Origin of the sequence: Variovorax sp. PAMC26660 (assembly GCF_014302995.1) — a bacterium.
GTDB lineage: Bacteria > Pseudomonadota > Gammaproteobacteria > Burkholderiales > Burkholderiaceae_C > Variovorax.
Window position 1 is genome coordinate 2,995,785 of the sequence record NZ_CP060295.1, and the last position, 14,541, is coordinate 3,010,325.

Here is a 14,541-nt window from a genome sequence, read left to right on the forward strand (position 1 = left end):
CGCGCCGGCATGGACCGCCTTCGAGCAACTTGCCAAGGAGAGCGGTGGATGGAGCCAGGCGATCCTGCGCGTGCCTTCCGGCGCCACGCCGTCGGTGCTCTTCACCTGGCTCGACGCCGATCCGCCGCACGACCGCGCGCGCAACCGCACGACGGTTCAGTTGCCCGATGGCAAGGTCACACAGGACGAGCGCTACGCGTCCAATCGCAGGGCGGGCGCTTCCTGGCGACGATCTACCCGCTTCACATGGGCACCTACTTCGGCCTGCCCGGACGCATCGCGATGATGTTGGCGTCGCTGATGCTGCCGGTGTTCGCGGTCACGGGCTGGATGCTGTACCTCGACCGGCGGCGCAAGAAGCGCGTGGTGCGCGCCGAGCGTGCGGCGCTTGGCGCGGGGCTCCGGTCCGACGACGGCGCAGCGCCCGAGCGCGTGCTGCTGGCCTTCGCCAGCCAGTCGGGCACGGCCGAAGGCATCGCGTTGCGCAGTGCCGCCGCGCTGCAGGCCGCCGGCGTTGCCGTCACGCTGGCATCGCTGGCGCGGCTCGATGCGCAGCAGTTGCGCGACCACCAGCGTGTGCTGATCGTCGCGAGCAGCTTCGGCGAAGGCGGCCCGCCCGACATGGCGCGGCGCTTTGCGCAGCAGCTCTCGCAACTTGGCGATGCGGTGCTTTCGCATCTGCACTACGGCCTGCTGGCGCTGGGCGACCGGCACTACCTGTGCTTTTGCGGCTTCGGCCACACGCTCGACCAGTCGTTGGTCGCGGCCGGTGCGCGGGCGATGTTCCCGATGATCGAAGTGGACAACGGCGATGCGGGCGCGCTCGCGGCGTGGCGGCACAAGCTCGGCGTACTGGCTGGTGCAGGCGGTGACCGTATCGCCGATCTGCCGGTGCCAGAGGACGACGAGGCACCCTTTGCCAACTGGACGCTGTCGGCACGCCGCCTGCTCAATCCGGACAGCATCGGCACACCGCTGTATGACATCGAACTCACGCCGGCGCATGGCGAGCTGCCTTCATGGCAGCCGGGTGCATTGGTCGAACTGCTGCCGCGCCTGCACGACGCCCAGTCGCGTGCCGACAAGCCGGCGCCATTGGCGCCTCGCCGTTACTCCATTGCATCGATGCCCAGGGAAGGGCGCGTGCGCCTGCTGGTGCGTCAGGCGCGCCATGCGTCGGGGCTTGGCATCGCCTCCGGCTGGCTCACCGCGCATGCGCTGCAGGGCGCGGACATCGAGCTTCGCCTGCTGCGCAATCCGGGTTTCGAGCTTGTCGAAGGCGACGTGCCCTGCATCTTCATCGGCAATGGCTCGGGCTATGCCGGCTTGCGCGGGCACCTGGGCGAGCGCATCGCGCGCGGGCATCGGCGCAACTGGCTGCTGTTCGGTGAACGGCAACGGGCGCACGATGCCTTCTTCATGGACGAAGTGGCGCAATGGCGCACGCAAGGGTTGATCGAACGCATCGACCTGGCCTTTTCGCGCGACCAGCCCGCCCGCATCTATGTGCAGGACCGGCTGCGCGAGGCGGCCGAGGTTCTGCGGCACTGGATCGGCGACGGCGCGGTGCTCTATGTCTGCGGCAGCCTGGCCGGCATGGCCGCGGGTGTCGATGCGGTGCTCGAAGAGGTGCTGGGGCGTGCCGCGCTCGACGATCTCATCGCCGAAGGCCGTTACCGCCGCGACGTGTACTGAATCGGGCATCGGCCGATATCCGCAGCGGCGCGGTATGGCATCCGCGCGAAATTCCCGCGCGGGCGCTGCATCGCCTAGCATCCGGCGATGGTCATGCCCCTCACCTTCGCCGTCTTGTTCTTCGCAGGCTCCGCCGCATGACCGATCCACTCCCCCGTCTGCGGATCAGGCAACTGCGTACCCGAAGCGGTGGGCTCATCGACCTGGACGTGGCAGCGGGCGAATGCATCTGCATCCTCGGCAAGTCCGGCTCGGGCAAGAGCGTCTTCCTGCGATTGATCGCGGACATGGACCCGGGGGAGGGCGCCGTCGCGCTCGATGGCATCGACCGCAATGCCGGCTCGGGCCCCGAATGGCGGCGCCGCGTGATCTACCAGGCGGCGGAGCCCGCATGGTGGGCGCCCACGGCGGCCGGGCACTTTCCTGACGGCATCAATGAGCAGTTGGCGGGCTGGCTGGCGGACCTGGGCCTGTCGCACGACCTGCTCGCCACCGACATCGCGCGCCTGTCCACGGGCGAGCGCCAGCGCCTGGCGCTCCTGCGTTCGCTGGCGCGGCAACCGGCCGTGCTGCTGCTCGACGAGCCGACAGCCTCGCTCGACGCCACGACCACGCTCGCCGTCGAGGCGCTGCTGTCGCGCCAGCTCGCGGCGGGCCTTGCGATCCTGATGGTGACCCACTCGCAGGAGCAGGCGGTGCGCATGGGCCACAGGCGCTTCGAGATGGCGCAAGGCCAGTTGGGGCCCACGGCATGACCACCATTCACCTCGACGCCACCGACCTCGTGCTTGCCACGCTGTTGGTGCTGCTGAACGCCGGCGCTTCGCTCATGCTGCACCTGCAACTGCATCGCCAGGTGCTGTGGGCTGCAACGCGCATGGTGGTGCAGCTTCTGCTGGTGGGGCTGGTGCTGCGTTTCGTCTTCAGCGCGGCATCGCCGGTGGCGACGCTCACCATCGTCATCCTGATGATCCTGGCCGCTGCGCGCGAGGTGGCGGTGCGGCCTGCGTGGCGCCTGAAGGGCGGGGGCAACTTCCGCATCGGCGCGGCGGCGGTCGGCGTGTCGAGCGTGGCGACCGTGGTGCTGGCGCTGATGACGGCGATCCGCCCGCAGCCCTGGTACGACCCGCGCTACGCCATTCCATTGATGGGCATCGTGCTGGGCAGCGTGCTCAATTCGGCCAGCCTCGGGCTCGACAGTTTCTTCGAGGGCGTGACCAAGGGCCGCGCCGGCATCGAGGCGCAGCTGGCGCTGGGCTCGACCATCCACCAGTCGCTCGCGGAGCTGATCCGCTCGTCGATTCGCCGGGGGATGATCCCGATCATCAACCAGATGTCGGCGGCCGGCGTCATCACGCTGCCGGGCATCATGACCGGCCAGTTGCTGGCGGGCATGGACCCGATCGAGGCTGCGAAGTACCAGATCCTGCTGCTGTTCTTGCTGACCGGCGCGGGCGGCCTGGCGGCAGCCGGCGCGGTCTACATGGCCGCGCGGTCGATGACCGACGAGCGCCAGCGGCTGCGCTCGGACCGATTGAGCTGAGCGCCTATTTCATCCTCGCGCGCAGCAGCGCACGGCCGATGAGTCCGCCGATCCCCGCTCCCACAGCCGAGATGGTGTAGATCTCTCCGTCTCCAAGGTTCACACCGGGCAGGATGAACTTCAGGAGCGCGGCCACGAGAAAGAAGCCGAAGAATGCGCCGACACCGCTGTACATGCGGGCGTCCAGCGCGCCGGTTGTCTTCCGGTAGCTGTCCGAATGGCCCACGGCTTCCTGGATCAGCGTGGTGCGGCATTGGAAGCAGCGCACGTCCGTCGCCGAATTGAGATGGTTGCAGACGGGGCACTGCACGAAGCAACCTCAGCCCGCCAGGCCCACGAACACGTTCTGCACGTCGTCGTTCGCATCGATGGCGGCCAGGAACACTTCGACTTCTTCCAGGTCTTCGGCGCTCAGGCTTGCCGGATCGACCGGGTTCTTGGGCTTGTAGCCCAGCTTGGCCGCCAACACGGTGAAACCATGGGTCGGCAACGCGCGGCTCACCAGGTCCAGGTCGGTCGGGTCGGTCAGGAAGACGGTGGCGTTGCCTTCGCCGGCCGGCTCGAAGTCTTGCGCGCCCGCTTCGATGGCTGCCACTTCGGGGTCGGCACCGGCGCCGGTGGGCTCGGCTTCGATCATGCCGACGTGGTCGAAGTCCCACGACACCGATCCCGAAGTGCCCAACTGGCCCTTGCGGAACAGCACGCGCATTTCAGGCGCGGTGCGGTTCACGTTGTCGGTCAGGCACTCGACCATCACCGGCACGCGGTGCGGCGCGAAGCCTTCGTAGATCACGTGCTCGAAATGCACCGCTTCGCCCGTGAGGCCCGCGCCCTTCTTGATGGCCCGGTCCAGCGTCTCCTTGGGCATCGACACCTTGCGTGCCTGCTCCACCACCAGCCGCAGGCGCGAGTTGGAGGCCGGGTCGGCGCCGTTGCGCGCGGCGATCATGATTTCCTTGGCGAGTTTGCCGAACAGCCGGCCCTTGGCATTGGCCGCCAGATCCTTGTGTTTTGCTTTCCATTGCGCGCCCATGTCTGATTCCTTGAGGTGTGTGTTGCGGCCTTGTCTGGCTCTCGGCAGAAGGGCTGGATGACCGGTTTGGGGCGACTACTGTAGCTGGAGCGCGACCCGGAGGGAAACCGGGCGCGCGCTCAGCGCGCCAGCACGGCCTTGATGGCCTCGATGGCCAGTTCCTCGTCTTCCACCAGCGGCTGGTAGAGCGCGTACGAAAGCTGGCCGTCGTTGACCTGTTTGTGCAGGAACGCGAGGAGGCGCCACGGGTCCGGATCGGGCTTGTCGAAGTCGAAATCGATGCCGCCGACGTCCGGCGTCTTGAAGATGTCCACGCCCACGCCGTGTGTCTTGATGAACCATGCGGTGCCCGGCACTTGGCGCGTGCCCCGGTTCTCGCGGCGAAGGATGTCCTGCGCATGTTCGAGCTTGAACGCATGCACCAGAAGCTGATTCGCCCAGGCGATATGGGCGTACCAGAGCGGCAGCAGGTGGCCGGCGAGGACTTCGTGGGCGGGGTGCGGTGTGTCGTCGGGCATGAAGGCGGTCCGTCGCGATGGCTGCGGTAGGCGGATTCTGCCGTGACCCCGCGCGACCCCCGCGCGACAGTGATCGGCCAGATGGCTGTCGATACTTGGCACATGCACACACAGCCCCTGTTCTCGGTCGAGCCGCGCCATGAGCTTCTGCAGCTGATGTGTGCCTATCCTCTGGCCACACTGTTCACCGTCGCGGACGGCGGTGTGATGGACGCGAACCTGTTGCCGCTGGAGGTGTGCGACCTCGGCCCGCACGGAACGCTCCGGGGGCATGTCGCCAGAAGCCATTCGCTGTGGCAAAGCGTCGTGGACGGCAGCAGCGTGACCGTCGTTTTCCAGGGGCCGAACGCCTACATTTCGCCGCGCTGGTACGTCAACGGGCAACGCAGCGGCCGGCTGGCGCCAAGCTGGAACTATGTCGCGGTGCAGGCCCAGGGGCCGTTGCGCTTCATCGACGACCCGGCCTGGGTGCTGTCGCATCTGGCTTCGCTGACCGCATCGCAAGAGGCGGGGCGTGCCGAACCCTGGTCCCTGAGTGACGCGTCACCGGAGTTCGCCGAGAGCGCGTCGCAGCGGCTGGTGGGTTTCGAGATCGAACTCCAGTCGCTGACCGGCAAGCGCTTCTTGTCGCAGCAGCGCACCGAAGCCGACCGGCGCAGCGTGATCGCGCAACTCGAACGCGAAACGTCGCCTGCGGCGCATGCACTGGCGGCGTTGATCGTGCCCTGAACGTTGTTCGCGCGCATCGGCTTGCGCGTTGCGCCGCCATGCCGCGCGGCAAGGTAGCGCAGGATGCTGTGCGACTCCCACACGACGGTGCCGTCCGCATCGGGGATGACCGGGGCGTGGCCGTGCGGGTTTATCGCCAGAAACTCCGGCGTGTCGAGCAGCCACAAGACCTTCCGCACGTTGAACGTACTGGGGCGTCCCTAGACGGTGAGTGGGTGTCAGGCGGCGTACAGGGCCTTCTCCAACGCCGCTTCCAGCGCTTCCAGGGCCACGCGCGCGCCGCCCTCGATGTTGCCCATGCCGCGAATGCAATCGATCCTGACGACAAGGGTGCTTCGCGGCTGATCGCCGGGGTACTTGCGCAGATCCAGCCGCACCAGCGAATCGCTCTCCCATGCCGAGCGCTCGGCGGACCAGCTCTCGCTCGCGAATTTGAAGAAGGTGCGGTCCGTGTGGGTGTCCACGATCTCGGGCAGGCAGACCCAGTGTGTGTTGCGCGCCTCCCAGGGCGCGATGCGAACGATGTACCGGCCGTCCGGAGAGGTCGACTGGATGGCAGTTTCCACGGGGATGTTCCTTGCAGTCATGACGCGGGCCTGAATCCCGGCAGCGCATGCATGCGCTGCCGCAGCGCCTCGATGAAGGCCGTGACGCGAGCCGGACGATACAGCCCCGGCGCCAGCGCCACGTGCACGCCGATGGGCTCCAGCCACCAGTTCGGCAGCACGCGCTTCAGGCGGCCGGCCTGCATGTCTTCATGGCACATCCACGGCGCGGCGGCGCCGATGCCCGCGCCGTTGAGGATCGCGCGGTAGCTCGCGAGCAGGCTGTCGGTGCGGATTGGCGTGTCCAGCGGCACGATGCGTGAACGGCCGCCGCGGTCGATGAGGCGCACATTGCCCATCACGTACGGCATGAGGCCCACGCAGGGCATTTGCGGCAGCCGGGCCAGCGTGACCGGTCCGAGGCGCTTGAGCAGGGCGGGCGTGGCGATCAGCACGCGCTCCATGCGGCCCAGCGGGCGGCAGACCAGGCCGGGGTCGCGCACTTCGCCCACGCACACCCAGCATTCCGCGCCGGACGCGGCAAGGTCGACCACGCGATCGGTCAGCGTGAGTTCCACGCGCAATTGCGGATGGGCGGCGCGCAGGTCGGTCACCGCATCGGTGAGAAAGCCGGTGCCGTAGCCCGACGGGCCGATCACGCGCAGCGTGCCTTCGGGCCGGCTCTGGCCGCCCGAGAGCCGTTGCGACAGGCCCGACCAGCGGTCGGTCAGGTCGTGGGCCTCGGCCAGCAGCGAGCGGCCTTCGTCGGTGAGCGAGAAGTTGGCGGTGGTGCGGATCGCCAGCTTGCAGCCCAGCAGGCGCTCCAGCTCCAGCAGGCGCCGGCTCACCGTGGGCTGGGTGGTGCCGAGCAGGCGCGCCGCCTTGCTGAGCGATCCGCTCTCGCCGATCCTGATGAAGGTGTCGAGCAGGTCGAGCCGGTCGTGGGTGTTCTTCATGCGTGATACGTATAGCACTTCATCGTCTCATACGTCTACCCATCATGGCGAGGTCTGCCTATCGTCGGGCCGTTCAAGACACGTGAATGGAAATCCCCCGATGAGCGCCACCACCACAGACACCGCCCGCACCGTTGGCGACACGCCCAAGGGCGGCACCGTGCTCGGCTTCTATGCCACGAAGGGCACGCCCCGGCCGCCGCGCATCGCGCGCGGCGAGGGCATCTACCTGTGGGACGCCAACGGCCGGCGCTATCTCGACGCCACGGCCGGCGCGGTGGTCGCCAACATCGGGCACGGCAATCCACGGGTGCTGGCCGCGATGCAGGCACAGGCCGCGAAGGTGACCTTCGCCTATCCACGCTTTTTCGAGAGCGAGCACAGCATCGAGCTGGCGGACCGCGTGTGCGCGTTGGCGGGCGAGGGTTTCGACCGCGCCTTTTTCGTGTCGGGCGGCTCGGAGGCCAACGAGTCGGCGATCAAGCTGGCGCGCCAGTACGCGGTGGTGACCGGCCAGCCGCGCCGCGCCAAGGTCATTTCGCGCGACCCCAGCTATCACGGCTCGACGCTCGGCGCGCTGGCCGTGACCGGCGACGCCCACACGCAATCGCTCTATGGCGCGATGGTGCGCGAGATGCCGAAGGTGCCGGCGCCGCTGTCCTACCGCGTGCCCACGGGGCACACCGTCGAGTCGCACGCGATGGCCTGCGCCGATGCGCTGGAGGCCACCATCCTGCGCGAAGGGCCGGACACCGTGCTGGCCTTCATCCTCGAACCGATCGGTGGTTTGTCCACCGGCGCGGTGGTCTCGTCCGCCGCCTACTTCGAGCGCATCCGCCAGATCTGCGACCGGCACGGCGTGCTGCTGATCTACGACGAGATCATGAGCGGCGCGGGCCGAACCGGCGCCTTTCTCGCGGCGCATCACTGGGCCGGTGCGCGCCCCGACCTCGTGACGCTGGCCAAGGGCCTGGCGGCGGGCTACACGCCGCTGGGCGCGTTGCTTGCGCCCAACCGCATCGTCGATGCGATCGCCAACAGCGGCGGCTTCGTGCACGGCCACACCTACTTCACCAACCCGCTGTCGTGCGCGGTGGCGAATGCGGTCGTCGGCGAGGTGATCGAACACAAGCTCGTGGCCCGTGCGCACGACATGGGCGAGCTGCTGATGGCCCGCCTGCGCGAGGTGGCCGAACGCTCGCCCATCGTCGGCGACGTGCGCGGCAAGGGCTTTTTCACCGCCATCGAGCTGGTGGCCGACAAGGCGACGCGGCGCCAGTTGCCGGCGAGCTTCAATGCGCCGGCGCGGCTGACCGAGCACGGCCTGAAGCACGGCATCGCGCTCTACAACCGGCGCGCCAACCTGGGCGCCTTCGGCGATTTCCAGATGATCACGCCGCCGCTGACCATCACCGCGCAGGAGATCGACGAACTCGTCGACCTGCTGGAACGCTCGCTGCGCGACCTGGCCGACGAAGTTGCGGCCAAGGGGCTGGCAGTGGCTTCGGCCGCGTGACGAAAGCCGTGTCGATGCAGCAGCAACAACAACCGCTCCCGCCTCACCGCAGCCTGCACGTGCCGGGCGTGCACGGCTACACCGACCGCAAGAGCGTGGCCGCCGGCGAGGTGGTGCGTTTTCACGTCAGCAGCGACGTGCCGTACACACTCTCTGTGTGCCAGCTCGGCCCCGATGTCGAGGAGCGTTCGGCCGACACCGTGCTGCATGCCTTCGCGCCCTCGGCGCCGCGCGTGCAGCCGATCCACCCCGGCTCCTATGTGCGCGTGGAGCGCGGGCTCGACCAGCCGCTGCGGTCGGTCACGCTGGAGTGCTGGGTCCAGCCGTGGAGCGTGGGAACGCGCCAGAGCGTGATGGGTCAGTACGACTTGCCCGGGGCCTGCGGCTACGGCCTCTTCATCGACGAGGCCGGGCGCGCGGTCTTCTATCTCGGCGACGGCGGCGCCTTCCGTGCCGACGGCGAGCTTGCCGGTGGCGCGCTCGTGCCCCGGCGCTGGCACCACATCGTTGCCACCTGGGATGGGCGTGCCACGGTGCTGTGGCTCGATGGCGTGGTGGTGGCGCGTGGCACGTGGACCGGTCCGCTGCAACCGGGCTGCGCACCGCTGCGCCTGGGCAGCAGCGGTGTCGACGGCCTTGCGGATGCATTCCTCGAAGGCGATCTCGTCATGCCCGCGATCTACGCGCATGCGCTGCAGGCCGGCGAGGTGCGCGAGCGCTTTGCCGACCGTGGCCTGCACACCGCCCGCGGCCGTGGCGTGCTCGCCTGCTGGCCCCTGCGCGAGGAGCGCGGCGACGTGGTGGCCGACGCCAGCGGCCACCAGCGCACCGGCCGCATCGTCAACCACGGCACCTGGATGATCGTCGGCCCGGCCTTCGAGCCGCATCGGGTGGACGAGTTTTCCGACAACGGCTACGACCCGCTGGCCGACCCCACGCGCGGCCATGGGCTGCGCCTGGCCAGCGACGATCTGTATGACTGCCGCTGGCCGGAGAGCCATGCCTTCCGTATTCCCGCCAGCGCGAAGTCCGGTGTCTACGTGGGCCGCGTGCGCTTCATGCTGGACGGGCAGGCGGCCGACTACGACATCAGCTTCATCGTGCGCCGCGCCGCGCATCAGGCCCCCGCGCCGGTGCTGGTGCTGTGCGCCACCAACAGCTGGCTGGCCTATGCGAGCACGCCCTTCGCCCGGAACGGGGTGGCCGATCCGGTGTGGCCGCGCCGCTCGGCCGGCCTGGAGAACAGCCACCCCGACGCGCCGGCCTACAGCAGCTACACCTACCACCGCGGCGGCCAGCCCACCTACCAGGTCGGCCTGCGCATGCCCTGGCCCAACGCCAGCCCCAATGCGCTGTACGACCCGGCCGATGCGGGCTTTTGCCAGTGGACGCGGCTGGAGCGCCGCCTGCACGTGTGGCTCGACCAGGCCGGCTACGCCTTCGACGTGGTGAGCGACCTCGACCTGCACCGCGATCCGGGGCTGCTGAAGGCCTACAAGACCGTCGTCATCAACGGCCACAGCGAGTACTGGTCGCTGCCGGCCTGCGACGGGCTCGACCACTACCTGTCGGGCGGCGGCACGGCCATCGTGCTCTCGGGCAACACCATGTACCTGCGCGTGAGCTACAACGAAGACGGCACCGTGATGGAGCAGCGCAAGGTGCTCGGCCCGAACGACAAGGACAGCGAGGAGGCCGCCAAGGTCCGCCCGCCCGCCGGCCCGTTCGGCGAGCAGTACCACAGCCAGGACTGGGCGCGCGGCGGGCAGTTCAGGCAGGCCGGCCGCTCGTGCGCCGAACTCATCGGGCTGGAGTCCGCGGGCTGGGCTTTTGCCGACGGGGACGACTTCGGCGTGTATCACGCCACGCTGCCGCGGCACTTCCTGTTCTCGCAGCCGCATGCGCTGAACCTGCGCGAAGGCTCGACCTTCGGCCATGCGCCGGGCGGCGGCCTGCCGCGTGCCATCGGCCACGAATGGGACCTGAGCGTGGCGACGCTGCGCCGCATGACGCACGCGCTGCCGTCCGGCCAGTGCCTGCCCGAAGCGCAGCGCGGCATCGAGGTGATCGCGCAGGGGCGCCGGCCGAAGCCGGGCCGCCTTGATGCCTACCTCGACTACTTCTCGAACGTGACCGAATCGCTCGACGGCCTGTCGGCCGAGATGATCTATTGGGAGCGCCCGCAGGGCGGTCGCGTGTTCAACGCCGGCGCCGTCGGCGCGAGCTGGGTGCTCGGCGTCGATCCCTGTTTCGAAGGGGTGCTGCGCAATGTGCTGCATCACTTCGGTGTCTCGCCCGTCGCGGGCCAACCGGTTCATCCACCCCTGGAGCACGCAGCACCATGAGCACCCTGGCACCCCACACCGCTTCCGCCGTTCCCGACCCCGTTGCCCGGCAAAGCACGGTGCGGGTGATCACGGCCATCTCCATCGGCAATGCGCTGGAGTGGTTCGAGATCGTGATCTACGGCTTTCTTGCCGTGACGATCTCCAAGCTGTTCTTCCCCGCGGAGAACGACTCGGTGTCGCTGCTCATCACGCTGGGCACCTTCGGCGTGACCTTCGTGATGCGGCCGGTCGGCTCGCTGGTGCTCGGCGCGTATGCCGACGCGGCGGGGCGCAAGAAAGCGCTGACGCTGTCGATGGCGATCATGCTGTGCGGCACGCTGCTGATCGCGGTGTCGCCGACCTTCGCGCAGGTCGGGCTCTGGGCGCCGGCGCTCATCATTGCCGCGCGCCTGCTGCAGGGCTTTGCGGCCGGCGGCGAGTTCGGCAGCGCCACCGCACTGTTGGCCGAACAGGACCCGCAGCGGCGCGGTTTCTTTTCCAGCTGGCAGTTCGCCAGCCAGGGCATCACCACCTTCCTGGCGGCGGGCTTCGGCATGGGGCTGAACGCGCTGCTCACGCCCGAGCAGCTGCTGTCGTGGGGCTGGCGCATTCCGTTCTTCTTCGGCCTGCTGATCGGCCCGGCCGGGCTGTACATCCGGCGCCATCTCGACGAAGGGCTGGAGTTCAAGCGCGCGGCGCAAGAGGCCACGCCGGTGCGCACCACGCTGGTCGACCAGCGCGGCCGCACGCTCGCAGCCATGGGGCTCATCATCCTGGCGACCATCGTGGCGTACACGGGCTTGTTCATGCCCACCTTCGCGGTGCGGCAACTGGGGTTGCCGGCGTCGATGGCCTTTGCGGGCACCTTCTGGTTCGGGGTGCTGCAGTTCCTGCTGGTGCCGGTCTTCGGAAGCCTGTCGGACAGGGTGGGGCGCATCGTCATCATGCGCAGTGCGGCACTCGTGATGCTGGTGATGATCGTGCCGCTGTTCTACCTGCTGGTGAACCACCCGTCGGTGCCTGCGCTGATGCTGGCGCTCACGGCCATGGGGGCGGTGGCTTCCGCTTACTGGGGGCCGATCTCGGCCGCGATGTCCGAGCTGTTTCCGGCCGCCACGCGCGGCACCGGGCTGTCGGTGAGCTACAGCTTCGGCGTGGCGATCTTCGGCGGCTTCGCGCCCTTCATCAGCGCATGGCTGATCACGGCCACGGGCAGCAAGATCGCGCCGGCGTTCTACGTGGCCTTCGGCGTGGTGGTGAGCCTGGTGGCGTTGCGCGCGGCGCGACGCTACGGCGTCAAGTGATGGCGCGGCGCCAACAGACCGCAGTTTTTTCCAAGTCCTGTGAGCACGGCCCGCCTATGCTCCGGTCATTCCCCCACCCCCCGGAATCGAATGACCACCATGCAGACCCATGACGCACGGCAGCAGCAGACAGACATCTTCCATCGCTTGCACAGCGGCCCTGAGCCGCTGGTGCTGGTGAATGCGTGGGACGCGGCCAGCGCGCGCATCGTCGAGCGTGCCGGCGCACGGGCCATCGGCACGACCAGCGCGGGCATGGCGTGGTCGCTGGGCTACGCGGACGGTGAGCGCATGCCGGTCGGCGAACTGCTCGCGGCCTGCGCGCGCATCTGCCGCGTGGCGAGCGTGCCGGTGACGGTCGACATCGAACGCGGCTTCGGCGACAGCACGCAGGCGGTGTGCGACCTTGTGTGCGCGCTGATCGACATGGGCGCGGCCGGCATCAACATCGAAGACGGTGTGCTGCCGGGCACGCGCCAACTGGCGCCGCCGGAGATCCTGTGCGAGCGCATCGGCGCGCTGCGCCAACTGGACGCGCGCTTTTTCATCAACGCGCGCACCGACACCCACTTCGTCGCCAACGACGACCCCGCCGCGCGCTACCAGGACACGCTGCGCCGCGCACGGCTCTATGCATCGGCGGGCGCCGACGGCATCTTCGTGCCGGGCATGACCAGCCTCGAAGAAATCGCGGGCCTTGCGGACGCGGTGGCGCTGCCTGTGAACGTTTATGCGGGCCATACCAAGGCGCCGGCGGTCGATGTGCTCGCCAATGCGGGTGCACGGCGCATCAGCCTCGGTTGCGGTCCTTTGCAGGCGGTGCTCGGCGTGCTTGGACGCATCGCCACGGAAGCACTCGACGACAAGACGCACAACGCCGGCTTTCGCACGATGAGCGGCGAGATGCTTCCGGCTGGCGAAATCAACGCACTCTTTCCCGCCACCGCCTGATCTCTCTGTCGGGAGGGCGCAAGCCGCCGCGGTGGGTTCGGGTACAGTGGCGGCCCCTTGCCGCAGCCGACATCCACCGCCCCCCTTTCCCCGCACAGCATTCGCCTCGAGGCGGTCACGCTGGTGCGCGGCAACCAGCACGTCTTCGAGGGGCTGACGCTCCATCTGCAGGAGGCGCGCATTGGGCTGGTCGGCGACAACGGGGCGGGCAAGAGCAGCCTGTTCCGCCTCATCAGCGGGCTCGACCAGCCGCAGCAGGGGCGCGTCGTGGTGCATGGCTGCGACACGCAGACCGACCGGCGGCAGTTGTCGCAGCACGTGGGGCTGATGTTCCAGAACCCCGACGACCAGATCATTTTTCCGACCGTGGCCGAAGAGCTGGCTTTCAGTCTCACGGCGCGCGGTGAAACGCGGCAGGCGGCGCGGCAGCGGGCGCGCGAGTTCCTCGCGGAGCGCGGGCTCGACGCGTGGGCCGGGCGCGCCATCGGCGAGCTGAGCCAGGGGCAGCGCCAGCAGGTGTGCCTTCTCGCGCTGCAGATCAGCCAGCCGGCCACGCTGCTGCTGGACGAGCCCTTTGCCAGCCTCGACCTGCTGAGCCAGGCGCGATTGGCGGCGCAACTCGACGCCACCGACCAGCAGATCGTCTTGTCGACGCACCTGCTCGACCATGTGCACGACTTCGAGCGCGTGCTGTGGCTGGAGCAGGGCAAGGTGCGCGCCGACGGGCCCGGTCGCGAGGTCTGCGAGGCCTATGCCGCGAACGTGCGCGAGCGCGCCAGTGCGCAGCGGGGCGCGCATGCGTAGCCTCTATTCGGAACAGCAAACCTGGATGCACGCGATCGCGGCGTGGATCAAGCTCGCAGTCCTGTCGGTGTGCGGCACGCTGCTGGTACTGGTCGAGAGGCCCGTTCACCTGGCCATTGCCTGCGCGGTGGTGCTGCTGATCTTCGCGTCGCTCGGGCGTCCCGCATGGCGCCGCGTGCGCATGCTGGTCGGCGTGGCCATTGCAGGCGGGTTGATCGTCGGCTTTCACTGGGCGCTGGGCACGACGCCGCTGGGCGTGGCCAGTGCCTTGCGCCTTGCCAGCGCGGCCACGCTCGCGCTGATGCTGACGCTGACCACGCGCTTCGAAGACCTGCTGGCGGTGCTCGAAACCCTGATGCATCCACTGCAGCGCTTCGGCGTGCCGACCGAGCGGATCGCGCTCGGCCTTGGCCTGATGCTGCGTTTCGCCGAAAATTTCTATGTGCAGTGGCAGCGCCTGGACGATGCCTACCGCGCCCGTGCGGGGCATGGCGGTGGCCTGCGGCTGTTGGCGCCGTTGACCATCCGCACGCTGCAGACTGCGGAGCGCGTGGCCGATGCGCTGGCCGCGCGGCTGGGCCGCTGATTCCGAACCCTCTTTCTTTCTTCTTTCCTTCCTG

At 68.8% G+C, this 14,541-nt stretch carries 15 protein-coding genes and 1 pseudogene; 10 read left to right on the forward strand and 6 right to left on the reverse strand.

The window, feature by feature from the left end; translation table 11 throughout:
• Positions 1-48 precede the first annotated feature (48 nt).
• The 3 genes from H7F35_RS34775 (at position 49) to H7F35_RS14410 (ending at position 3,238) form a co-directional block, all read left to right on the forward strand.
• Positions 49-1,695 (forward strand): flavodoxin domain-containing protein, encoded by a 1,647-nt coding sequence (locus H7F35_RS34775; protein WP_410010779.1) that lies wholly within the window; start codon positions 49-51, stop codon positions 1,693-1,695.
• Between the two features lie 137 nt (positions 1,696-1,832).
• Complete coding sequence (locus H7F35_RS14405; protein WP_187113507.1) at positions 1,833-2,450, forward strand: ATP-binding cassette domain-containing protein; 618 nt, start codon at positions 1,833-1,835, stop codon at positions 2,448-2,450.
• Complete coding sequence (locus H7F35_RS14410) at positions 2,447-3,238, forward strand: ABC transporter permease (RefSeq protein WP_187113508.1); 792 nt, start codon at positions 2,447-2,449, stop codon at positions 3,236-3,238. The genes H7F35_RS14405 and H7F35_RS14410 overlap by 4 nt, the downstream gene beginning before the upstream one ends.
• Positions 3,239-3,242: 4 nt before the next feature.
• Here H7F35_RS14410 and H7F35_RS14415 read toward each other — a convergent pair whose 3' ends face one another.
• From H7F35_RS14415 to H7F35_RS14425, 3 genes are all read right to left on the reverse strand, one after another.
• Positions 3,243-3,548 carry a hypothetical protein gene (locus H7F35_RS14415; RefSeq protein ID WP_187113509.1) on the reverse strand — a complete coding sequence of 102 codons (306 nt, stop codon included), beginning with the start codon at positions 3,546-3,548 and terminating at the stop codon, positions 3,243-3,245.
• A 9-nt stretch (positions 3,549-3,557) separates the two neighbouring features.
• Positions 3,558-4,271, reverse strand: coding sequence for a YebC/PmpR family DNA-binding transcriptional regulator (locus tag H7F35_RS14420; RefSeq protein WP_187113510.1), 714 nt, complete (start codon positions 4,269-4,271; stop codon positions 3,558-3,560).
• A 119-nt stretch (positions 4,272-4,390) separates the two neighbouring features.
• Complete coding sequence (locus H7F35_RS14425; protein WP_187113511.1) at positions 4,391-4,789, reverse strand: DUF6896 domain-containing protein; 399 nt, start codon at positions 4,787-4,789, stop codon at positions 4,391-4,393.
• Positions 4,790-4,891: 102 nt separating this feature from the next.
• Between H7F35_RS14425 and H7F35_RS14430 the strand changes: the two genes are divergently transcribed.
• Positions 4,892-5,518, forward strand: a complete 627-nt coding sequence (locus tag H7F35_RS14430; protein ID WP_187113512.1) for an FMN-binding negative transcriptional regulator — start codon at positions 4,892-4,894, stop codon at positions 5,516-5,518.
• Positions 5,519-5,553: 35 nt separating this feature from the next.
• Here H7F35_RS14430 and H7F35_RS14435 read toward each other — a convergent pair.
• The 3 genes and pseudogenes from H7F35_RS14435 to H7F35_RS14445 form a co-directional block, all read right to left on the reverse strand.
• A pseudogene (locus H7F35_RS14435) lies at positions 5,554-5,697 on the reverse strand (glutathione S-transferase N-terminal domain-containing protein); the annotation flags it as partial.
• 39 nt (positions 5,698-5,736) lie between these two features.
• Positions 5,737-6,084, reverse strand: a complete 348-nt coding sequence (locus H7F35_RS14440) for a hypothetical protein (protein ID WP_187113513.1) — start codon at positions 6,082-6,084, stop codon at positions 5,737-5,739.
• 17 nt (positions 6,085-6,101) lie between these two features.
• A complete protein-coding gene (locus tag H7F35_RS14445; protein ID WP_187113514.1) occupies positions 6,102-7,019 on the reverse strand; it encodes a LysR family transcriptional regulator in 918 nt (305 codons plus the stop codon).
• Between the two features lie 100 nt (positions 7,020-7,119).
• On the opposite strand from H7F35_RS14445, the gene H7F35_RS14450 reads away from it, so the two are divergent.
• The 6 genes from H7F35_RS14450 (at position 7,120) to H7F35_RS14475 (ending at position 14,507) form a co-directional block, all read left to right on the forward strand.
• Positions 7,120-8,535, forward strand: coding sequence for an aspartate aminotransferase family protein (locus H7F35_RS14450; RefSeq protein WP_187113515.1), 1,416 nt, complete (start codon positions 7,120-7,122; stop codon positions 8,533-8,535).
• Positions 8,532-10,880, forward strand: coding sequence for a LamG domain-containing protein (locus H7F35_RS14455; protein WP_261803627.1), 2,349 nt, complete (start codon positions 8,532-8,534; stop codon positions 10,878-10,880). The genes H7F35_RS14450 and H7F35_RS14455 overlap by 4 nt, the downstream gene beginning before the upstream one ends.
• Entirely contained in the window at positions 10,877-12,166 is a 1,290-nt protein-coding gene (locus H7F35_RS14460; RefSeq protein WP_187113516.1) for an MFS transporter, read from the forward strand. Before H7F35_RS14455 ends, H7F35_RS14460 begins: the two co-directional genes overlap by 4 nt.
• Before the next feature lie 99 nt (positions 12,167-12,265).
• Positions 12,266-13,117 (forward strand): isocitrate lyase/phosphoenolpyruvate mutase family protein, encoded by an 852-nt coding sequence (locus tag H7F35_RS14465; protein WP_187113517.1) that lies wholly within the window; start codon positions 12,266-12,268, stop codon positions 13,115-13,117.
• Between the two features lie 57 nt (positions 13,118-13,174).
• Complete coding sequence (locus H7F35_RS14470; protein ID WP_187113518.1) at positions 13,175-13,921, forward strand: energy-coupling factor ABC transporter ATP-binding protein; 747 nt, start codon at positions 13,175-13,177, stop codon at positions 13,919-13,921.
• Positions 13,914-14,507 (forward strand): energy-coupling factor transporter transmembrane component T family protein, encoded by a 594-nt coding sequence (locus tag H7F35_RS14475; RefSeq protein WP_187113519.1) that lies wholly within the window; start codon positions 13,914-13,916, stop codon positions 14,505-14,507. Before H7F35_RS14470 ends, H7F35_RS14475 begins: the two co-directional genes overlap by 8 nt.
• The last annotated feature ends 34 nt before the right edge of the window (positions 14,508-14,541 follow it).